Source organism: Actinomadura logoneensis, from assembly GCF_003428695.1.
GTDB classification, from domain to species: Bacteria; Actinomycetota; Actinomycetes; order Streptosporangiales; family Streptosporangiaceae; genus Spirillospora; species Spirillospora logoneensis.
Map to the genome: position 1 here is coordinate 40,455 of NZ_QURH01000226.1, position 21,123 is coordinate 61,577.

Here is a 21,123-nt window from a genome sequence, read left to right on the forward strand (position 1 = left end):
CGCGTCAAGCAGCCGCAAGAGGGCGAACCGAAGAGAAGAAGACGGGCCTTCGAATGATCCATGAAGAAGCGGACTCGGCGATCGTGAAAGTCAGCGGGCTCTCCTACTCGGTGCCGGGCCGAAAGATCCTGAACAATGTGGAACTCGCCGTCCGGAAGGGCGAGTCGGTGGCCGTCACCGGCCCTAGCGGCAGCGGGAAGTCGACCTTGCTGACATGCCTGCTCGGACTGCTCACCCCGGATTCCGGATCCATTTTCATCGAGGGGTGCGACCTCGCGCGAATGCCCGCCCGGAAAAGGGCCGCCCTGCGCCGCCGGAAGCTGGGAATGATCTTCCAGTTCGGGGAGCTGCTCCCCGAGCTCTCGCCGGTCGAGAACGTCGCCCTGGCAGGTCTGCTGGCCGGCATGAGCAAGGGACGGTCCTACGGGCGGGCGAAGACGCTCCTTGAGCGTCTCGGGGTCCCGGCCACCGAGACCCCCACCGGCCAGCTGTCCGGTGGGGAACGGCAGCGTACCGCTGTGGCGCGGGCGCTGATCGCAGGTCCCGGCGTGCTCCTGGCGGACGAACCCACGGGCGCGTTGGACGCTGGCACGCGCGATGACGTCGCTGATCTGCTCTTCGCTCTGCCGCGTCAACGTGACTGCGCACTGATCGTCGTCACCCACGACCCTGCGGTCGCTCGCCGCGCCGATCGTCAGCTGCTTCTCCAGCCGTCCGGTCTGACGGAGGTGTTGTCCGGTGCCCACTGACCATGGCCGCGGCAGGCGCCTGTGGATTCAGCTCCTGAGGGTCGGCTTGGCCGCCGGGCGCGGGTCGCGCGGTGGGCGCCTGCGTTTCGTCGCACTCGTGCTCGCCTCGATGGCACTGGTCACGACGGCCCATGCCGCCGTGGTCGCCGCGTCCGCCTACGCGGGCCGCGACCACCGGGACCAGGCTCGGGGACCGATCCTTGCCAAGAGCAACGGGAAGAACGCCGCCTTTCGGTGGGCGGAGAGCACGGACGCGGTCGGCGGCAAACAGCACTGGGTCATCTACCTCGAACCGATGTCCGCCTCGGCCGAGCCCCCGCCAGGTCTGCCGCGCTGGCCTGCACCGGGCGAAGCGTTCCTGTCCCCCGGGCTGCTGAAGGCGGGCAACGGTGCACACATTCGCCAACGCTATGGACGAGTCGTCGGCGAGATCGCCAAAGACGGCTTGGCTTCTCCTGGAGAGCGCCTCGTATATACCCGTCCCTTGACCGCGCCCGAGGGTAAGAACGCCAAAGCCCTCTGGTACACCGGGTCAGGGTTCGGGCATCCGTGGGGCATCGGAGAGGCGACAGACCCGAGTCCCCTGCCCCAGGTGATACTGGCCATAGCAGCCTTGGTCGGCATGCCCGCCCTGGCGTTGCTGGTGGTGGCCGCCAGATGTGGGTCGGCGGCCAGAGATCGCCGGAACCAGCTGCTGATGGCACTCGGGGCCGGTTGGCCGCACAGGGCCCTGGTGACCACGGGAGAGTCGGCCGCGGCCTCGGCTCTGGGAACGGTGCTCGGTACCGTCGCCGTGTTGCCGATGCTGGCCACCGATGTCCCGCTTCCGATCACCGGATACGTCCTCAGCGCCGCGGATCTGCGGGAAAAGTCAGCGCTCTTGGCCGTCTCGGCGCTGCTGTCCTTCGCTGTCGCGGTATTCCTCGTGGTGGCCCTCAACCGGGCCGGCTCCGTCGCGCAGTCCACCAGTCCCCGTCGGTTCCGCGAGCGAGTCCCGCGCTTGCGTCTCGTCCTCTTCGGGGTCGCAGTCGCCACAGTGGTGGTCAGCCAGTACTTCGGCGGCCGGACAGGGCTGTTCCTGTTCGTCGCAGGAACGCTGGGAGTGTGGGCCACGCTGCCTTCCGTGGGCGCCCGGGCCAGTCAGTGGCTGGGAGCCAAGATGGCCGGTCTAGGGAACCGTCGGGGGAACCCGGGGCTTCTGGTCGGAGGCAGGTGGACGGGGGCCCATCCCGGAGTCATCGTCCGGGTGGCCACCGCAATGATCATTTCGCTCGGCCTGATCGGCCAGCTCCAGGTGTGGAACAGCCGCCTCGGCGAGCCGGCCCGGGATGCCCGGGCCACCCAGGCTCGTATCGGCGACCAGGTGCTCATCGTCGAGTCCCGCGATATCACCCCGGGCCGCTGGAGGGACTTCACCAGCGCGCTTCCCCCGCAGGCGAACGCGATCACTCTGAACATGAGCGGAGGTGACAAGCGTTCCGTCACACTGATCTCCCCGTGCGCGACGTTCCAGCGCTTCCAGACCCCATGTCCGTCGAAGGCGCTGCCTGTTCCATCCAGCAGCAAGAACCCTCAGATCAGGGAACTGCTCAGCTGGTACGGCGGAGAGAACATGAGCGTCCAGGACGGAAACCATCCGGCCGGCAAGCGATCGGGGCCGGAAACCATAGCCATCATCACCGGCGACCACGTCGACGCGCTGTACCGGACCGGCGTGGAACGCGCTGCGTACACCACACTGAACACGCCCAGCATCAGCCGGCTCGGCGACGACTGGGCGCTCGGCGCCGAGGACCGGGCCAGCCTGGGCCACTGGCTGCTGCTGTTCGGAATCGCCGGGATGACCCTGCTCATTCTCGCCGCCATCGTGAGCGCCGCCGCGGAGTTCCTACGATTCGGGCCCGCTCTGGCTCCGCTGACAGCCCTCACGGACAACCCGGGAATCTACGGGCGCATAGCCTTCTGGCACCTGACCGTTCCGATGGCCATGTCCACGGTCATCGCGGCCGTCATCACCGTCTGGCACAGCTTGTTCTTCATCTCGGTCATCCAGGAGGGAGAGGTCTCCTGGAACGCCATGGGAGGTTCGGTCGTGGGCGGGATCCTCTTCGCACTCGCCACCGGTGTCCTCGGCGGATGGGCGGCCCGCCGGACGTCGCGTGAGTGGCGACCTACCGCTGACTGACCTCGGATGCCACGCCTGCTCGGGGCTCGGTTCATTCGCTGATGAAGGCTCGCAGTCTGGTCGCCGCGTCGGCGAGTGGGATCGCTTCCTGTTCGATCCGGCGGAACCGGGTGGGGCCTTCGGTCGCGATGGTGTCGTAGGCGGTCGCCTCGGCCTCGGTGAGCTGCGTCAGGCGCGCGGAGGACGGCTTGATGAGGCGGCCCGCCTTGTCGTGGTTCACCCCGTGGTGGCCGTAGCGGTGCAGGTCGGTGGCGTCCATCAGGATCGAGGTGACCGGTTTCGGAGGCGCGCCGTCCGGGGCGGGTTCGGCCAGGGCGGCGCGGAACCGGTCGAGGATCGCGTAACCGTCCGCGTCGATGTCCCCCCAGTAGACGATGTGGTCGGCAGCGCGGATCCAGGGCACGTTCGCGAGCAGGGCGGCAGCCGCATGGCCGCCGCCTTCGACCACGATCGTGTCCCGAACGGGCGGGAACCAGAGCCGGGAATCGCGGTTCTCGACAACGAGGACGATCCGCGGCCGGTAGGCGATGTCGTGGGTGTCGCCGGTGGTCCACGCGTCGTGTCTGCGGCGGCCCGACGCGATGTGACCGGGGTCCACGTAGGTCAGGTGCAGCACCGCCGGCCGCTGCCGGACCTCTTGCCGGACGTCGCGGTCGGCGACGTCGCGCAGCAGGGTGCCGTGGGTGTCGAGCCACTTGGTGTGCATGCCGGGGACGGGGAGCTGGCGTGCGGTCCAGGCGCTCGCGTCCGGGTGCTGCCGCAGCCAGGCCACCGCGTTGAGCAGCACCTCCGCGTCGTCGGCTCCGAGCTGGTGGACGGCTCGGACGTTGGCCGGGGTGAGGACCCCGCCCGCGGCTTGCAGCGACGACGCCAGCGTCCGCGCTCGGGCGATGTCCGGCGGCGACGATCCGGCGGCGGAGAGGAGGGCGACGGCTTCGTCCAGGTCCGCGACGAGCGTGGCGGGGTAGTCGTCCGTGAGGCCCTGGACGGACAACGGCTTGCGGACGACCAGCGCGTCCACGGGATGCCGGGCGGCGAACTCGCGCCAGCGCATGTGCCACTCGTGCCAGGCCCGGTACCCGATTCTCGCCACGGCGCTCCCGGTCGAGACCCCGGGACGGAGTGGGACGGAGAACGTGACCGGGCCGCCGACGCCGAGTGCGGCGCAGACGGCGTCCGCCCACTTCTGGTGGACCTTGCCGCGGAGCGACTCGACCGCTTCGGCCGGAGACACCAGTCGGGGGGTCATGCGTCCGGAACCGCCACGATCGGCTTCGCCCAGGACCGGCCCTCGGCGTTCTTGAGGATCAGGTATTCGGCGTCCACGTGGGGTTCGATCGCGCTGTGCTTGTCGTTGGGAGCGCCGATGATGAGTTGGAACCCCAGCCCCCGCCAGGCGCCGATGGCCCGGCCGGTGAAGTGCGCGTCCGCCTTGATGAGCGCCTCGTCGAGGAAGACGGGGGCGTAGCGGGGGCGTTCGGCGCCCGCGTCGCCCAGCTGGTAGCGCAGCGCGGCGCCGACGATGAAGGCGACCAGTTCCTGGGACTCGCCGCCGGACTTCTCCCCGATGTGGTCGTAGACCGCGACGTGCCGGCCGGCGAGGTCGCGCTTCTCCGCGCTGATCCGGACGTGGTTCCGCACGTCGACCAGGTCGGCGAAATCGGGCGCGGTGCGGCGGATGCGGTCGATCACTCTGGCCATGCGGTGGTAGGCGCGTTCCCGCTCGGCGTCCGTGGTCGCCTTGTCGATGAGGGCCCGCACGTCGCGCAGCTCCTTGCGGAAACGCGCGCGCACCGCGGAGTGGCTCTCCTGCGGGTCGATCCGCAGCCGGTGGTCGTCGTCGGCGAACGGCAGTTCGGCAAGGATGCGGTTGACCGGGTCGATCCGGTCGCGGATCTCGCGGACGGCCGCGCCGAGTTCGCTGTCCAGGCTGGTCAGGTCGTTGCCCGAGAGTTTGAGCAGGCTGTCGCGCCACTCGGCCTCCAGTTCGTGCAGGCCGCTGGTCTCCAGATCGGTGAGCAGGCGGTCGAAGTCACGGTAGGAGGCGTCCGGGTCGGTACCGAGGTTCGGGTTCGGCCAGCGCTCGACGAACGTGGAGAACGTCTCCTCCAGCGCCTTGCGCGACCGGCTGATCGTCTCCTCCGCCGACCTGCGGTCGGCGCGCATCCGCTCGACGCCCCGCTGGTGCGCCGCGTCGAACTCCGCCAGCGCGGTCACCGGGTCGCCGCCGTCCGGGGCGTCGTCGAACAGCCCGGCGAGGTACTCCCGGTGCTCCCGGCCCACCTCGGTGCCGGTGGCGGCGGCGGTGTCGAGCGCGCGCTGGGCGCCGTCCACCTCGTCGACGATCTCCTCCCAGCGGGCGTTGAGCCGCTTCACCTCGGCCTTCTGCCCGCCGACGCGCTCGGTCAGCTCGGTGACCCGCCGCTTGAGCTCCTCCGCCTCCCGCTGCAACCGGTCGATCTCGGGGTTGCCGTCGCGGACCTCGGTGACGACCTTCTCCCAGCGCTCCCGTTCGGCGATGACCGACTCGACGTCGACCTCGTCCCAGGACAGTTCGGTCACGGTCCGGTAGGCGGTGCGGCGTTCCTCGAACGCGTTGAGGGCCTGCTCGGCCTCCGCCGCGCGGACCGCGGCGTCGCCACGCCGTTCCCGGGCGCGCTCGATCCGGCGGTCGAGATCGGCGAGAAGCCTGGTGTTGGTGAATCCCAGCAGGTTGGCGCGGCCGTGACCGCCGTGCGCGCCCCGGCCGGGTTGCGACGTCTGGCCGGTGATGGTGAGCGCCTTGGCGTGCTGCATCAGCAGTTTGGGCGTCTCGACGCAGACGAAGTCGAACCTGGCGGCGAGTTCGCTCTTGAGCCAGGCGGTGAACGGGGACGGCCGGTAGTCGAGCCGGCCCGGGAGCGTCCTGTCGTTCAGGCCGACCACGTCGCGCATGCCGGTGCGGACGCCCTCGAACTGGAGGCGCCGGGCGAGGGGGACGGCGTTGATCGCCTCGCGGAACGTGTTCAGCCGGGCGATGTCGATCAGCATCCTGGTGGCGAACCCGCCGAGGGCCAGGTTGAACGCCTCCCGCCACGGCTCGAACTCGGTGCGCACCTCGATCAGCTCACCGACGAAGGGAAGGTCGTCCGGGGTGAGCCCGGCGGCGTCGGCGAGCAGGTCGCGGGCGGTGTTCAGGTCGGTGGGGATGTTCCCGCGGCGGGCCTTGACGGCGCTGCGCTCGGCCTGCAGGCCGGCCAGCTCGCTTTCGGCGGCCTTGAGTTCCGCGGTGGCCTCGGCGAACTCGTTCTGGGCGGTCTTCCTCGCGTCGGAGTCGGCCAGGGCCTTGCGGGCGGTCTCCACCAGCGCGGCGAACTCCCGGCCGGTCGAGACGGTGGCGCCGACGGCCTCCAGGACGTGGTCCAGGCGCTTCCGGGCGCGTTCGACCTCGGCCAGCCGCTGCTCCACCCGGCGGATCTCCCGGAGCGCGGTGTCCAGCCGGTCGCCGCCGGAGGCGCGCAGCGTGTCGAGCACCGCGTCCCGCCGGGTCTCCGTGGACTCGACCAGCGCGGTCGTCTCCCGGACCTCGTCCTCGGCCCGGCGGCGCCGGGCGGCCAGGTCCCGCTCGGCCGTGCGCAGCAGGTCGAGACGGCGTTCGTGCCGCCACAGCGCCGCGGGGGACGTCGGATCGGTGAACGAGCCGACGCCGTCGATCACCTGCAACCGCGTCACCGCGCCGTCGATGGCGTCGCGGTGGTCGCGGATCGGGGTCAGCGCGCGCACCTGCCGGCGGGCGGTGATCATACGTTCCCGGGTGCCGGACAGCTCGTCGAACTGCTGCACCACCTCGTCCGCCAGGACCAGGGTGGACGGCTCTTCCAGAACCATCGTCTTGTACAGCGCGTCCACGGTGGTGATCTGCTGGCCGGCCTGGATCCGGCCCAGCAGCCCGACCGCCTTGTGGCCGTCTCCGGCGGCGCCGATGCCCAGCGCGGTGTGCAGCCGCGCGGTGAAGTCCCGGTCGGTGCCGAAGCAGGTCAGGCCCGTCGCGGTGACCGCCTCGCGGGTGAACCTGACGGCCGCGGGACCGTCCAGCTCGCGCAGATCGTAGGCGTCGTCGCGGGTGGCTCGGACGGCGACGACGTCGTCGAGGGCGCGCGCGGAGGACGGCACGTACCAGGCGCGGAGCGCGGTGAACACCGCACCGCTCCGGTCGGCCCAGGTCATCGCGATCGCCGACCAGGTGTCGCGGCCGTCCCCGCGCAGCACGCGGGACCTGGTCTCGCCGTCCGCCCGTGACTCGTCGAGCTTCCCCCGCGCGTACGAGAGGACGTTGCGCTGGTCCTTGCCCCGCGGCCGTCCGACCACGCCGCCGTTGGACGCGCCGTTGAACGGTGTGGTGTGCGGCATCAGCAACGCGATGTAGGAGTCCATCAGCGTGGACTTGCCCGAGCCGGAACCGCCGCTGAACAGCGTCGCGCCCGGCGCGAACCGGACGCGGTGGTAGCCGTCGTAGCCGCCCCAGTTGACCAGCTGCAGATCCCGCGCCACCCACTGCTGTCCCCGCGACTGCGCCGGGATCAGCCCGAACAGCGTGTCGATCATGCTCACGGCGCGACCTCGTTCCGCTCCCGCAGCCACCGGCTCAACTCGGCGAGCTTCTCGGTGCTCAGTACGACCTCGACCAGCGGGGTGATCCGGTACCGGCCGGCGGACTCCTCCGCGAGCAGGCCCTCGGTGACCAGCCGCTGCACGGCGTTGCGGATCTCGCGCTGGCCGCGGGCGAGGTTGTTGTCGTCCGGATCGAAGTAGGTCAGCACGGTCTGTTCCAGCTCTTCGACGTCGACCCGCGCGGACGTCTCGCCGGTGCCGCGCTCCCGCTGGAAGACCGTCCGCAAATGGACCAGGAGCAGCGTCTCGGCGCGGTTGTAGGGGTCGTCCTTCAACAGGATCGGGACGTCCAGCTCCGCCGAGCGGACCTGCTGCTTGTAGGCGATGCCCCGCTCGTGGTCGACCACGAGCCGGACGAACAGGTCGTGGAGCCGCGACTCGATGATCTGCTGGTTCTCCAGCAACGTCCGCCACTGCGCCTGGTTCTTCTCGGCCTGCAGGAACCTGCGCTGCAGCAGCCGCACCAGCACCCGCCGCACCTCCACGTCCAGCGTGCCCGTGTCACCGGCGAACAGTTCGGTCGGGTCGTCCTCCATCGCCACGGGGTCGATGAAGCCGGCCTCCGCGCCGGTCGCCCAGTCGTCGTCGGGGCCGTCCTGCTCACTCATCCTTGGTTCCTGGTCTCTCGTCCGCGGCGGGGGGCCGCGTCGGGTTCGCCGCGAGAACGCCGCCGAACGCGAGCCGCCGCCGGGTCCGGTCCGGCCGGACGGCGTCGACCACCACGACCTCGTCCGTGTCGGTCATTCCGTGATCGTGGGCGATCTCCAGCAGGCCGAGCAGGTCCACCGGCCGCCGTATCGGCTCGGCCGCCGCGCGGAACGCGTCCGCGACATCGACGGTGTCCGCGTCTCCCGCGAACGCCGCCAGATGCGCGCGCAGCTCGGCGTACTGCGGACCTCCCCACGCCCGGGTGTCCGCGGACGGCACGTCCTCCACCTCGTCCCATTCGCGCAGCGGGGTGGGCGGCTGGGGCGGACGCGGATCACTCACGGTCTGCCGCAACTGCCCCACGTCGGCCACCGGCAGGCGGCGGAGCGGTTCGACGGCCGTACCGGGGCGGGACGTGGGCACCCACGTGTGGAGCCCGGCCATCACGTCCCGCAGCAACTCGTCCACCTGGCGGTCGCGCATCGGGTCGTGGTTGCGCACCTGGACGGTGATGACGTGCGACGCCTGCCGCTGCGCCGCCAGCACCTCCTTGACGCCCTGCTCGATCCGGCGCGCGATCTCGGCGAGTTCCCGGCGCTGGGGGGCGGGCATCAGCTCGGTGAACCCGTGCCGCAGCACCGTGCGCAGCAGGTTCCACAGGTCGTCGATCTGCGCCGGGTCGCCGATCAGGCGCAACGCACCGGCGAACGCGCGGCCCTCCGGCGTCGCGTCCATGATCTGCCGGCCGCGCTCCAGGTACTCGCGGAGCACCTCGCCGGTCGGCCGCACGTCCTGCCGCAGATCGGCGACCACGTCGCGCTGCATGGCCTTGATCGACTCGGCGACGCGCGCGAAGTCGGCCGGCAGCTCACGGGCCAGATGCAGCACGTTCTCGGCCGCCTCGAGCAACTGGTCGTCGGCGACGGTGTCGACGGCACCGCCCCGTTCGAGCCGCTCGAGCTCTCGCCGGCGCTGGTCGATCTCCGTCTGGAGGCGCGCCATCCGGGCCATCACGTCCGGGTCCGCGTCCTGCGCCAGCCTCTCGACCGCCTCCAGGAGCGTCCGGACCCGCGACTCCGACACCCTGGTCCGCGCCCCGCCGACCCGGCCGGCGACCTCGAGCGCACCGACACCGTGCGCCGACAACCGGTACACCTCGACGTCATCGGAGACCTGGCGCACCAGCCAGCCGGCCTGCACCCACTGCCGGCAGAGGTCGCGGGCGTTCCCGGCCGGCAGAGGCTGCTCCCCCGTGTCGCCGTAGCCCGCGGCCCGCAACTGGTCGAGGGCGTCGGCGATCTCCGCATGGGCGTCCGCCACCGCCACCGTCGGCCGCTCCGGCGTGAACATCATCGCCAGCACCGTCACGACGAACGGGGCATAAGTCCTGTGGAGCAGATCGAGCATCGGGTTCTGGAAGGCCCGAAGCGCACCCTGGTATGCGCCCTCCACACCTCGTGTACCCATCACCGACCAAGGGTACGGCGTGCCACGGACACGGGATCCAAGCATCCGACCGAACTCGTGCCACCGCCGCGCACAAGCGCGAATCCCCGCCAGCGCAGCTTCTCGTTCACGCGGCGGGGTGCGCGCTTGATGCCGGGATCCTGCGGCGGGCTACTCCCCGGACGCGCCCGCGGGCTGGGGGTCAGGGGTGGGGTTGGGGGCGAGGTTGTTGAGGAGGTTGTTGAGGACGATGAGGGCTCGCCAGGCTTTGGTCATGCCGAACAGGGCGGAGAAGCGGATGACGGCGCGGAGTTGGTTCGGGGTTGCGCCGGCGCCCAGGGCTCGTCCGATGTGGGCGCTGAAGCTCTCCTCCAGGGTCTGGAACAGGACGTCGACGGTCATGGTGGCGAAGGCGCGCTCGCGGACGTCGAGCATCTGCATGCCCGCCCGCATCCGTGACTGGAGCGCCATGTAGTCGGCGAACCCCTCGTCCAGGTCGCGGACGGACTGGAGCATCGCCGGGGGGAGGGGGCTTCCGGTCCCGTGGGCGTTCACCTCGTGGCCCGCGCCCGTCGGGCTCACGCCCAGGTCGCGTTCGAGCGCGGTGAGGCGGTCCAGCGCGGACGCCGCCGCCGGGTAGCCGCTGTCATAGGAGATGAAGCGGAGGAGTTCCCGCAGGTCGTCGGGTGAGAGGCCGTTGTCGTAGGCGAGCCTCACGTGCCGCTCGAACGGGGTGCCGAGGGTCTGCTGGCAGATGTCGGCGACGAGGCAGAGCAGTGCCTTCTCCCGTCCGGACAGCTCGGGCAGACCGTCCCAGAGCGCGCGTTCGGTGGCGGCGGCCATCTCGGCGAAGACGGGGTCCTGGATCTGGACGTTCATGAGGGGTCCCTTCTAAGTGAACGCCTGTAGCGCTACGACTGTAGGGCAACGGGCGCGCGCTTACAATGGCGGATCATGGAGACCACCTCGGCGCCCCGCGGACGCAATCCGCGCGGGCAGGGCGCGCGGCTGAGAGAGGACATCGTCGCGGCGACCCTGCGGCTGCTGGACGAGTTGGGCGACGACCAGGCGCTGTCGCTGCGCGCGGTGGCCCGCGAGCTCGGCATCGCGGCGACGTCGGTCTACATCCACTTCGCCGACCGGGACGCGCTCGTCCTCGCGACGCTGGAACGCGCCCACCACGACCTCACGCGGGCCGTGGACGAGGCGGAGGAGGAGCAGGCCGATCCGGTGGGACGGCTGCGCGCCCGCGTGCTCCTACTCGGGCTGTGGGTGCAGCGGCACCCGGGCCTCTACAAGGTGATGCACGAGAGCACGCTCAACCAACGCGCGTCCATGGAGTTCAAGCAGGTTCTGGCCGACCGCACCACCGCCGCCGTCCGGCGTTGCATGGACGCCGGCCTGGCACCGTCGGACGACGATCCCGCACTGGTCTCCCTGGACCTCCGAACCGCCGTCCACGGCGCCGTCTCCATGCGCGTCAACCAGCCGGACGCCCACTGGCCGCCCTTCGAGGAGCAGGTCGACCGGTTCCTTCGCAAACTCGTCGGCGTGCGCCTCGACTAGGGCCTTGCCGAGGGATCTACGAAAATCTGTCGTGATCAAGGTAGATATTCGTCGAGACGTCGGGTACATTTTCTGCCAACGGAGAGAACGAGTCCATGAGACGAGGCAGAGGACGAACTGCCCGGTGAGATGGATGAGACGAGCCGGGCGTGCCGGGGCCGACGCAGTGCAAGGGGCCCCGGCGGCGGGCATCGTCCGGGACGGCCAACGGGGCCGCCCGTAGTGTTGTGGCAAGTGAAGTACCAGAAAGTGCAGTACCAGAAAGTGCAGTACCGGTAAGTCCAGTAGGTGAAGTCGAGGAAGGGAGAGTCCGGCGCCATCGGGATCGCCCGTCGCAGGCTCCAGTCACGCCGCGCGGGTACCGCAGTTCCACAGACAAGGTGGTGGTCTACGGTCACGCATTCGCGATCCGCGCGTCGCCGCTCAGGTGAGCGGTAGACGCGGTCCAAGACCGGCCGTCAGGCCGGATAGATGGTGTTGTACCTCAGGGTCCCGGTGCCGAACACGGCACCGGGACCCCCGTTCGCGTTCTGCCCGACACGCCTCTGCACGACCACCACGGAAGGATCTATGGAACCTCGCGCCACCCGTCCCACCCACGGCCACGCCGACGTCCTGCCCAGGGACACTCCCCCCGACGGGACCGAAGCCGGAAGCCCGCTGGACGACCGGCTCGCCGGCAAGCTCGACGACGAGGACTACCCGGCCTACAGCATGGGCCGCGCAGCCGAGATCCTCGGCGTCACCCCCGCGTTCCTGCGCCAGCTGGACGCGGCCAAACTGTTCGTCCCCCAGCGTTCGCCCGGCGGCCACCGCCGCTACTCCCGCTACCAGCTGCGACTGGCCCAGCGCGCCCGCGACCTTGTCGACCAGGGCACCGCACTGGAGGCGGCCTGCCGGATCATCATCCTGGAAGACCAGCTCGCTGAGGCCCAGCGCATCAACGCCCAGCTCCAACGGCGCATCGACCAGGACTCCTGACGCGTGCATCTTGAAGGCCGCGCCGCGCAACGTCACCGACCGCTTCTCCGGCCGGTCCTGATTCCCCTCCGGGAAACCCGGTGACGACCTGCGACTCCAGAGCACTACGGCTTCGGACTGCTCAGCCGTAGGGTCCGCCACGATCCCTGTCCAACCGGGCGAACGCGAGTATCACGCGTTCGCCCGCTGTCGTTTCCGCGCAGGGAAGGCCGGAGGCGGCGGCGAGCACGGTCCCAGGGCCGGGGAGGCTCGCGCATAGCGTTCATCCACACTCCATTGCAACGCATTGCGTGGAGCTCGTTGCATTACCGCGCAGCATGGATGCAATGAATTTGCTCGTTCTACCAGTGGTGACGTCGTTTCGACGCAATGCACATGTTGTGCGATTCGAGAAAGCAACGTAGCGTTTGCGTTGTTCGAAACGACGAGCCGCAAGGAGAGAACGATGCGGAAGTTCGACACCACCGCCCCGATCACCGCCGTCCTGGACGTCCCCGCCGGACGCGTCCGGATCGTCGCGGGCGACGAGGCCGTGACCACGGTCGAGGTCCTGCCGGCGGACGCCGCCAAGGGCCGGGACGTCAAGGCCGCCGAGCAGACCGCGGTCGAGTACGCCGACGGCGTCCTGCGGATCCAGGGGCCGACCGGCAACCAGTACTTCGGAGCCTCCGGTGCCCTCGCGGTGACGGTCGGGCTGCCCGCGGGCTCCCGGGTCGAGGCGACCACGGCGAGCGTCGAGTTCACCACCGCCGGACGGCTCGGCGACGTCGCCTACGAGGGCGCGCACGGGACCGTCGCCGTCGAGGACGCCGCGAGCGTCACCCTCACCACCGCGGCCGGGGACGTGGAGATCGGCCGGCTGGGCGGGTCCGCGCGGATCACCGTGAGCAAGGGCGACATCCGCATCGCCGAGGCGTCCGCCGGAACCGTCGAGCTGAGCACCCGGGACGGCGACGTCTCGGTCGGCGCCGCCGCCGGGGTGTCGGCCTCCCTGGACGCCGGCACCCCCAACGGACGCATCGTCAACGAGCTCCGCAACGACGGCGACACCCGGCTCGACATCCGCGCCACCAGCGCCAACGGCGACATCACCGCACGCAGTCTCTGACCCGCCGACCCTCCGGACCCCCGAGGAGCCCCCCATGACGAACCTGGCCATCGACGCGCACGGGCTGCGCAAGTCCTACGGCGACAAGGTCGTGCTCGACGGCATCGACCTGGCCGTCCCGGAAGGAACGGTCTTCTCCCTGCTCGGCCCGAACGGCGCGGGCAAGACCACCACCGTCCAGATCCTGTCCACGCTCGTCCCGGCGGACGGCGGGACGGTCCGGGTCGCCGGGCACGACCTCGCCCGCGAGGCGGACGAGGTGCGCGGCGCGATCGGCGTCACCGGGCAGTACTCGGCGGTCGACAAGCTGCTCACCGGTGAGGAGAACCTCCGGCTCATGGCCGACCTGCGGCACCTGTCCCGCGCCGAGGGCCGGCGCCGGGCGGCCGAGCTGCTGGAGCGGTTCGACCTGGTGGACGCGGCGCGCAAGCCCGCCGGGACGTACTCCGGCGGCATGCAGCGCCGGCTCGACCTGGCCATGACGCTGGTCGGCGACCCGCGGCTGATCTTCCTGGACGAGCCCACCACCGGCCTCGACCCGCGCAGCCGCCGCTCCATGTGGCGGATCGTCCGGGAGCTCGTCCGGGACGGCGTGACCATCTTCCTGACCACGCAGTACCTGGAGGAGGCGGACGAGCTCGCCGACCGGATCGCGCTGCTGGACGGCGGCCGGCTGATCGCCGAGGGGACCTCCGAGGAGCTCAAGCGGCTCATCCCCGGCGGCCACGTGTCGCTGCGGTTCCTCGACGACGACGCGCTGAAGGACGCGCTCACCGCGCTCGGCCGGGGGTTCGTGGACCCGTCCGACGAGGCCGGGCTCACCCTGCAGGTCCCGTCCGACGGCGGCGTCGCGCCGCTGCGCGAGCTGCTCGCCCGGCTGGACGCGGCGGGCGTCGAACCGGCCGACCTCAGCGTCCACACCCCCGACCTCGACGACGTGTTCCTCACCCTCACCGGCCCGAAGGAGACCTCCCGATGAGCACCCTCGCCCTCGCGCTGCGCGACTCCTCCACCATGACGCGCCGCCAGCTCAAGCGCCTGGTCCGCTACCCGTCCATGACCGTCCAGCTCGTGGTCACGCCGGTGGTCATCCTGCTGCTGTTCGTCTACGTCTTCGGCGGGACGCTCGGCAAGGGCCTCGGCGGCGGACGCGGGGCGTACATCGACTACGTCGTGCCCGGCATCCTGCTGATGGCGGCGGCCACCGCCGCGACCGGGACCGCCGTCATGGTCGCCACCGACATGACCGAGGGCATCATCGCCCGCTTCCGGACGATGCGGATCGCCCGGGCGTCGGTCCTCACCGGCCACGTCGTCGGAAGCGTGGTCCAGCAGCTCATCGGCATGGCGGTCCTGATCGGGGTCGCGCTGGCGATCGGCTTCCGCCCGGACGCCGGGATCGTCGAGTGGCTGGGCGCCGCCGGGATGCTGACCCTGTTCGCGGTCGCCGTCACCTGGCTCGCGGTCGCGCTCGGCATGAAGTCCCCGACGCCGGAGGCCGCCAGCAACGCGCCGATGCCGCTCGTCTTCCTGCCCTTTCTCGGCAGCGGCTTCGTCCCGACCGACTCGATGCCGACCGTCCTGCGCTGGTTCGCCGAGTACCAGCCCTTCACCCCGATCATGGAGACCGTCCGGGGGCTGCTGCTCGGCACCCCGATCGGCCACGACGCCGCCATCGCGGTCGCCTGGTGCGTCGGCCTCACCGCCGTCTCCTACCTCTGGGCCAAGCGCACCTACAACAAGGCGTGACCCCGGACCGTCCGGCGGAATCGTCCACCCCGTTCGGCAGAATCGTCCGCCCCCGTCCGACAGGGCCGTCAGACCACCGGGTCTGGCGGCCCTGAGCCTTTCACCCCCCGGCTTTCGGCAGAGATGGCCGTCCGGGGACGGCACCATGCGGTTCCGCTCCGCTCCCAGCGCAGGCCGTCCCGGAACGGCCGTAGGCCCTCCGGGTGATGCCGGAGGGCCTACGGGGAATGACAGTGCGGAAGCCTGGTCGCGAGGTGCGCCGGAGACCGGGCGTCAATTACGGACGCCGAGTCGGCGAATTACCGCGCAACCGTTATGGGCTCGATCAGCCGTTGAGGGCCGCCGTCAGGCCCTTCTTGAAGCCGGGCAGGTAGCCGCTCGACTGGCCGAGCGCCGTCGGGTGGTAGGAATTGCCGATCGGAATGGTCACCGAGTTCAGCCAGTCGTCGCCCGAGCAGAGCTCGTGGGTGTTGAAGATCGGCCTGACGTCGGAGTACGTGAAGGACGCGCGGGAGGCGGCGGCGGAGATCGTGGTGTCCAGGGCGTCCGCGGCGGAGTTGAGCGCGCTCCTCTTGGTGCTGCTGAGGCCCACGCAGATTCCGCTGTTCATGTAATAGAGGTGCGGATATCCGAGCACCACGAATTTCGCGCTCGGCGCCTTGGAACGCATGGTCGCGTAGAGCGTGTTGAGCTTTCCGGGCAGGGTGTTCTGCGCGTAGGTCTTCGCGTTGTTGACGGCCGTCAGGCAGCTCGCGTCGGAGCTCAGCACGCACGTCTGCATCACGCTGGCGAACCCGGCGTCGTTGCCGCCGACGGTGATGCTGGCGAGGGTCGTCGAGGAGGTCAGCGCGCCGAGCTGGCCGCTGGTCACCGTGTCGGTCGTCGCGCCCGAGCACGCCACGAAGCTGAACGACGCGGGGGCGTTGGCGTTGGCCCAGAGCTGCGGGTACGCCTTGGTGCTGCGCGAACACGACCCGCTGGCGGAGTCGTAGGACCCGGCGCCGACGCCGGCGGAGTACGAGTCGCCGAGGGCGACGTAGCGCTCGCCCGCCGCCTCGGCCGTGCCGGCGGTGAGGAGGGTTCCGGCGAGAACGGCGGCGGTTCCTGCGGAGAACGCGAGGAGGCGGGGGACGCGCATGGGGCACTCCTGAAAAGGGGGGTTTGATCCCCTCTCTTATACATCGCGTCCCTAATTACTGTCCCCGTCAAAAAGTGGGCACTTTTCGGCGACTTTCGCCATTGACGGGGGCCGCCCTCCGGGCGTTCCCGCGAACGGCGCCAAAACGCGTCATGACGCGATGGCGCGCCGCGCCGGACCGATCACCCTGGGTGCCGTTACCGCATGTCCGTAAACGGCCCGTGAATTGGGCCTTGTTAGGGCATGTCGCATGTGACATTTTACAGCCGTCCGCACAGACCGGCCGGTCTCGTTCCCACTCTCCACTCCCCCCGTTCAGAGGAGAAGCTGGCCATGTCCCCACGCCGATGGGTGACCGCCCTCGCGGTCACCGTCGCCCTCGCGGCCGGAGGCGCGGGCGCCCCCGCCCACGCCCTCGCCGCGTCGCGCGGCACGCCCCCCGCCCGGCACGACCGCGAGGTCTCCGGCCCCACCAGGCTCGCCCAGACGGACGAGATGAACGTGCGCAAGGGCGCCAAGGCCCGCGCCCCGCTCACTCCGCCCGCGGCCAGGGCCCCCAAGCGGCTGCTCAGCCCGTCCGTCGCCGCGGCCGGCGCCTGCTCGGTCTCGGACTTCACCGGAAACACCGGGACCGCGCTGGTCAACGCCGTGAAGGCGGCGTCGGTCGACTGCGTCAACTCGCTGTTCTCGGTCACCGGCCAGGACCAGTACGGCGCCTTCCGCGAGGCGCAGATGGTCACGGTCGCGAACGCGCTGCGCACCGACGCCACGTCCTACAACGGGACGAACGCGACGGGCACCGAGCAGCTCGTCCTGTTCCTGCGGGCCGGCTACTACGTGCAGTACTACAACCCCGGGACGGTCGGCCAGTACACCAGGACGCTGGCCACGGCGATCGAGGGCGCGCTGGACGCCTTCTACGCCAACCCCGCGTCCGGCACGGTGAGCGACGCCAACGGGGAGATCCTCGGCGAGGCGGTCGTCCTGATCGACAGCTCGTCCGAGAACGCCCGCTACCTGTACGTGGTGAAGCGCCTGCTCGCCGCCTACAACAGCGCGTACGACGCGTCCTGGTACATGCGCAACGCGGTGAACAACGTGTTCACCGTCCTGTTCCGGGGCCAGTGGGTCACCGGGTACCCGGCGGCCGTGCAGGCGGACCCGAGCATCGTGGACGCGGTCTACGCCTTCGCCCGCGACCACATGGACCTGCTCGGCACCGGCTCGGCGTTCCTGGTCGCGAACGCGGGCGGTGAGACGGCCCGGTTCGTCCAGTACGCGGCGTTGCAGAGCAAGGTGCGACCGCTCATCAAGAACCTGCTGGCGGCCAGCTCGGTCACCGGCCCCACCGCGCCCCTGTGGGTCCGGGTCGCGGACGTCGCCAACGCCTACGACGAGGCGAACTGCTCGTCCTACGGGACGTGCGACCTGTCCAACCGGGTGCGGCAGGCGGTGCTCACGCAGAACTACACGTGCAGCGCGAACGTCCTGCACATCGTCGCCCAGGCCCTCACCTCGGACGAGGCGAACGCGGCGTGCACGAGCATGCTGAACCAGAACGCCTACTTCCACAACCTCACCAAGGACGGCGGGAAGCCGGTCGCGGACGACTACAACTCCAACATGGAGGTGGTCGTCTTCCACTCGCCGGACGACTACCGGACCTACGCAGGGGTCATCTTCGGCATCGACACCAACAACGGCGGCATGTACCTGGAGGGCGACCCGTCGTCCACGACGAACACGCCGCGCTTCATCGCCTACCAGCGGACCGACGACAACGGCTTCGCCGCCCGCATCTGGAACCTCAACCACGAGTACACGCACTACCTCGACGGCCGCTACGACCAGTACGGCGACTTCAACGCCTCGACCGCCCGCCCCGACATCTGGTGGGTCGAGGGCGTGGCCGAGTACGTCTCCTACTCGTACCGGAACCTCGCCTACACCGACGCGCTCAACGAGGCGCCGAAGCACACCTACGCGCTGAGCACGCTGTTCGACACGACCTACGACAACACCAACGTGAACCGGACCTACCACTGGGGCTACCTGGCCGTCCGGTTCATGTTCGAGAAGCACCCGGCGGACGTCACGAAGCTGCTCGGCTACTACCGCACCGGGAACTACGACGCCGCCTACACCTTCACCAAGTCCCTGAAGTACGACGGCGAGTTCACCACCTGGCTGGACTCCCTCTCCGGCGGGGGCAACCCGCCCGGCGGCGGCACGACCTGCGACGGGACCGACACCCGCACGCTCGGGAAGGACTGCCGGCGCACCGCCGTCTCCGCGACGGCCGGGAACTACGCCTACTTCTACCTCTACGTCCCCGCCGGGACGAGCAGCCTGACGGTCACCACGTCCGGCGGCACCGGCAACGCCGACCTCTACTTCAACCCGACCACCTGGGCCACGACCGGCGCGTACACCGCCCGGTCCGCCAACGCGGGCAACTCCGAGTCCCTGACCATCACCGGACTGCGCGGCGGCGGCTACAACTACGTCAGCCTCTACGCCGCCACCGGCTTCACCGACGTGACCGTCACCAGCCGCTACTGAGCCGCCGGATTCGGCGAGGTCACGAGAACGCCCTCACGACACTGTCGTGAGGGCGTTCCCCGTCGCCTCCGTGGCCCCGGACCGTGACGGCCCCGGACCGTGACGGCCTCGGCCGGTGGGCCCGGCCGTCACGGTCCCGGGGGCGTCAGGGGTGGGGCGTGTATCCGAGCAGACCGCCCCGGGCGGCGAGGAGTCCCGCCTGGAAGCGGCTGGCGGCGTTGAGCTCGGCCATGATGGACGCCACGTGCCGCCGGCAGGTGCGGACCGACATCCCGAGCCGGCGGGCGATCGTCTCGTCCTTGTCGCCGTTGGCGAGCATCATCAGGATCGCGCTGCGCAACTCCTCCTGTTCGCTGTCGCAGGGGCAGCGCCAGCCGTGGTCCCAGGTGTAGGCGAGGGTCCACAGCAGTTGGTCCACCACGGGGGCGGCGGTGATCTCGACCGGTCCGCCGTCCGGCGGGCCGACCGACAGCAGGGCGGCCGAGCGGTCGAAGACGGCGACCGGGGCGGGCAGCCGGTCGACGGTGCGGATCTCCCCGCCGGCGTCGGCGAACATGCGCGCGTAGCCGAGGAAGGCGGGATCGGTGCGGACGGAGTGCGGGTACAGGAGCCGGACTCTGACGCCCCGGTCCAGCAGCGCCAGGTCGTGGCGTGCCGTCTCGCCGTCAGGAGGTCCGGTCGGCCGGGCCGCGAACATTTCGACCCGGCACTCGCGCGGGACGCCGGGGCCGGGTGTTCCGGCCCCGGCGCCGGAAGGCTTCTCGGCCACGTCGTGCGGTGGGGTTGCCATGCCTTCCATATGACACAGTTTTCGGTCGCCTACGCCGCGGACACGCATTTCTTTATACATTGTCCTCCGCCGCGACGGGAGCGTCACCGACCGTATGCACCACGACAGCGCTTTCTTTTCCTGAATGGTCCGGTGGAGGTTTGTCCTCGTCGGCCGGCGAAATCGTTGATTTTTCGACTATTCCGCCGCGGGCGGCGAGCACCGCGACGAGGCCGACCGCGCCGCACCAGAGCCAGACGGACCGTCCGACGGCGTGCCACAGCTCGACGCCGAGCACCGGGCCGAGCGCCGCACCCAGGCCGAACATGGCGTGCGCGGAGCCCAGGTAGCGGCCCCGCAGGCCGTCCGGCGCCGCCTTGGCCGGGTAGGCGAACATGGTCGGACCGCCGACGATCTCGCCGAGCGACCACACCACCGTGGCGAGGACGAGCGCGGCGACGCCGAGCGGCACCCAGTAGAGGGCGAGGCCGCCCGCGAGCAGCGCGAGCCCGGCGACGCCGACGGCGCGGGCGGGCCAGTTCTGCGTCTTCTTGGTCAGGGGCAGCTCGCACGCGATGACGATGAAGCCGTTCAGCGCGACGAGCGACCCGTACACGACGGTCGGGTGCCCGGCGGCCTTGACCGCGAGCGGCAGCACCGCGAGGTACTGGACGTAGATCAGCGAGTTCAGCAGGAAGGCGAGCAGGAACAGCAGGTAGCGGCCGTCGCCGAGCACCGCCCGGTAACCGCCGGCGGCGGGCGCCTCGACGGCGTCACGGTCGGCGGCGCGGCCTGCGTCGGCATCCGCGTCGGCATTGGCTTCGGCGTCTGCGGGCTCGGTCGTGCGCCCGCCGGGCAGCGTCAGGTAGGCGATCACGGCGTAGACGAGGGCCGCGACCGCCTCGCCCCAGAACAGCAGCGAGTAGGACGCGGCGAGCAGCAGCGAGCCGAACAGCGGCGCGGCGGTCGCGCCGACGTTCTGCGCGAGCCGCAGCATCGCGAACACCATGACCTGGCGCTCGTCCGGGACCATCTCGGCGAGCAGGTTCGCCGACGCCGGGCGGTACACCTGGGCGACCGCGCCGAGCAGCGCGAGCGCGATGAGGATCGTCCAGAGCTGCGGCGCGTAGAGGACGGCCAGGGTGAGGACGGCCGATCCGGCCATCGAGACGACGATCGTCCAGCGGCTGCCGATCCGGTCGGTGAGCCCGCCGCCGACCAGCAGCCCGAGCACGGTCCCGGCGCCGTACACGCCGAGCCCGATCCCCGCCTCGGTCGTCGAGAAGCCCCGGTGGGTCAGGTACAGGACGAGGAAGACCTGCACGAACGTCCCGAGCCGGTTGACGAGCAACCCGATGATGACCGCGCGGACGGGGACCGGCGCCTCCCGCCAGGTCTCCCAGACGCCCGGCGGACGGGCGGCGTCCGAACTCACCCCGCGCTCCCGGCGGCGTCCCGGGAGGCGTCGGCCGAGGTGGCGCCCGAGGCGTCGGCCGAGGCGGGGCCGGCGGAGGCGCCGTTGGCGCCGTTGGCGGAGGCGGGCGGGTCGTCAGGGCGCGGCGCGTCCGGGTC

General features: G+C 70.7%; 16 protein-coding genes. 8 read left to right on the forward strand and 8 right to left on the reverse strand.

Annotated elements, in window-relative coordinates:
- Positions 1 to 53 precede the first annotated feature (53 nt).
- Positions 54 to 749, forward strand: a complete 696-nt coding sequence (locus DZF91_RS13110) for an ABC transporter ATP-binding protein (protein WP_117357751.1) — start codon at positions 54 to 56, stop codon at positions 747 to 749.
- On the forward strand, positions 739 to 2,934 hold the full coding sequence (locus tag DZF91_RS13115) for a permease (RefSeq protein ID WP_117357752.1): 2,196 nt from the start codon (positions 739 to 741) through the stop codon (positions 2,932 to 2,934). The genes DZF91_RS13110 and DZF91_RS13115 overlap by 11 nt, the downstream gene beginning before the upstream one ends.
- Positions 2,935 to 2,965: 31 nt before the next feature.
- On the opposite strand, the gene DZF91_RS13120 is transcribed toward DZF91_RS13115, so the two are convergent.
- The 5 genes from DZF91_RS13120 to DZF91_RS13140 all read right to left on the reverse strand — a co-directional run bounded on the left by DZF91_RS13120 (position 2,966) and on the right by DZF91_RS13140 (position 10,557).
- Entirely contained in the window at positions 2,966 to 4,183 is a 1,218-nt protein-coding gene (locus DZF91_RS13120) for a Wadjet anti-phage system protein JetD domain-containing protein (protein WP_117357753.1), read from the reverse strand.
- Positions 4,180 to 7,518 carry an ATP-binding protein gene (locus DZF91_RS13125; RefSeq protein WP_235834252.1) on the reverse strand — a complete coding sequence of 1,113 codons (3,339 nt, stop codon included), beginning with the start codon at positions 7,516 to 7,518 and terminating at the stop codon, positions 4,180 to 4,182. The genes DZF91_RS13120 and DZF91_RS13125 overlap by 4 nt, the downstream gene beginning before the upstream one ends.
- A gap of 2 nt (positions 7,519 to 7,520) precedes the next feature.
- Positions 7,521 to 8,192: a DUF4194 domain-containing protein gene (locus DZF91_RS13130; protein WP_117357755.1), complete on the reverse strand. Its 672-nt coding sequence runs from the start codon at positions 8,190 to 8,192 to the stop codon at positions 7,521 to 7,523.
- Positions 8,185 to 9,699 (reverse strand): DUF3375 domain-containing protein, encoded by a 1,515-nt coding sequence (locus tag DZF91_RS13135; protein ID WP_117357768.1) that lies wholly within the window; start codon positions 9,697 to 9,699, stop codon positions 8,185 to 8,187. The genes DZF91_RS13130 and DZF91_RS13135 overlap by 8 nt, the downstream gene beginning before the upstream one ends.
- A gap of 150 nt (positions 9,700 to 9,849) precedes the next feature.
- Positions 9,850 to 10,557, reverse strand: a complete 708-nt coding sequence (locus tag DZF91_RS13140) for a carboxymuconolactone decarboxylase family protein (RefSeq protein WP_117357756.1) — start codon at positions 10,555 to 10,557, stop codon at positions 9,850 to 9,852.
- Between the two features lie 75 nt (positions 10,558 to 10,632).
- Between DZF91_RS13140 and DZF91_RS13145 the strand changes: the two genes are divergently transcribed.
- The 5 genes from DZF91_RS13145 (at position 10,633) to DZF91_RS13165 (ending at position 15,082) form a co-directional block, all read left to right on the forward strand.
- Complete coding sequence (locus DZF91_RS13145) at positions 10,633 to 11,244, forward strand: TetR/AcrR family transcriptional regulator (RefSeq protein WP_117357757.1); 612 nt, start codon at positions 10,633 to 10,635, stop codon at positions 11,242 to 11,244.
- 570 nt (positions 11,245 to 11,814) lie between these two features.
- The gene (locus DZF91_RS13150; RefSeq protein WP_117357758.1) at positions 11,815 to 12,225 is read left to right on the forward strand and encodes a MerR family transcriptional regulator; all 411 of its coding nucleotides are present in this window, start codon (positions 11,815 to 11,817) and stop codon (positions 12,223 to 12,225) included.
- 445 nt (positions 12,226 to 12,670) lie between these two features.
- Positions 12,671 to 13,333, forward strand: a complete 663-nt coding sequence (locus DZF91_RS13155; protein WP_117357759.1) for a DUF4097 family beta strand repeat-containing protein — start codon at positions 12,671 to 12,673, stop codon at positions 13,331 to 13,333.
- Positions 13,334 to 13,367: 34 nt separating this feature from the next.
- Complete coding sequence (locus DZF91_RS13160) at positions 13,368 to 14,312, forward strand: ATP-binding cassette domain-containing protein (RefSeq protein ID WP_117357760.1); 945 nt, start codon at positions 13,368 to 13,370, stop codon at positions 14,310 to 14,312.
- On the forward strand, positions 14,309 to 15,082 hold the full coding sequence (locus DZF91_RS13165) for an ABC transporter permease (protein ID WP_117357761.1): 774 nt from the start codon (positions 14,309 to 14,311) through the stop codon (positions 15,080 to 15,082). The genes DZF91_RS13160 and DZF91_RS13165 overlap by 4 nt, the downstream gene beginning before the upstream one ends.
- A gap of 325 nt (positions 15,083 to 15,407) precedes the next feature.
- On the opposite strand, the gene DZF91_RS13170 is transcribed toward DZF91_RS13165, so the two are convergent.
- Complete coding sequence (locus tag DZF91_RS13170; RefSeq protein ID WP_117357762.1) at positions 15,408 to 16,220, reverse strand: SGNH/GDSL hydrolase family protein; 813 nt, start codon at positions 16,218 to 16,220, stop codon at positions 15,408 to 15,410.
- A 333-nt stretch (positions 16,221 to 16,553) separates the two neighbouring features.
- Here DZF91_RS13170 and DZF91_RS13175 point away from each other — a divergent pair, with 333 nt between their 5' ends.
- Positions 16,554 to 18,782 (forward strand): M9 family metallopeptidase, encoded by a 2,229-nt coding sequence (locus DZF91_RS13175; RefSeq protein WP_199486604.1) that lies wholly within the window; start codon positions 16,554 to 16,556, stop codon positions 18,780 to 18,782.
- A gap of 145 nt (positions 18,783 to 18,927) precedes the next feature.
- Here DZF91_RS13175 and DZF91_RS13180 read toward each other — a convergent pair whose 3' ends face one another.
- Together DZF91_RS13180 and DZF91_RS13185 are read right to left on the reverse strand one after the other, a co-directional pair.
- Entirely contained in the window at positions 18,928 to 19,572 is a 645-nt protein-coding gene (locus tag DZF91_RS13180; RefSeq protein WP_147341136.1) for a helix-turn-helix transcriptional regulator, read from the reverse strand.
- Between the two features lie 52 nt (positions 19,573 to 19,624).
- On the reverse strand, positions 19,625 to 20,986 hold the full coding sequence (locus tag DZF91_RS13185) for an MFS transporter (RefSeq protein ID WP_117357764.1): 1,362 nt from the start codon (positions 20,984 to 20,986) through the stop codon (positions 19,625 to 19,627).
- Between the last annotated feature and the right edge of the window lie 137 nt (positions 20,987 to 21,123).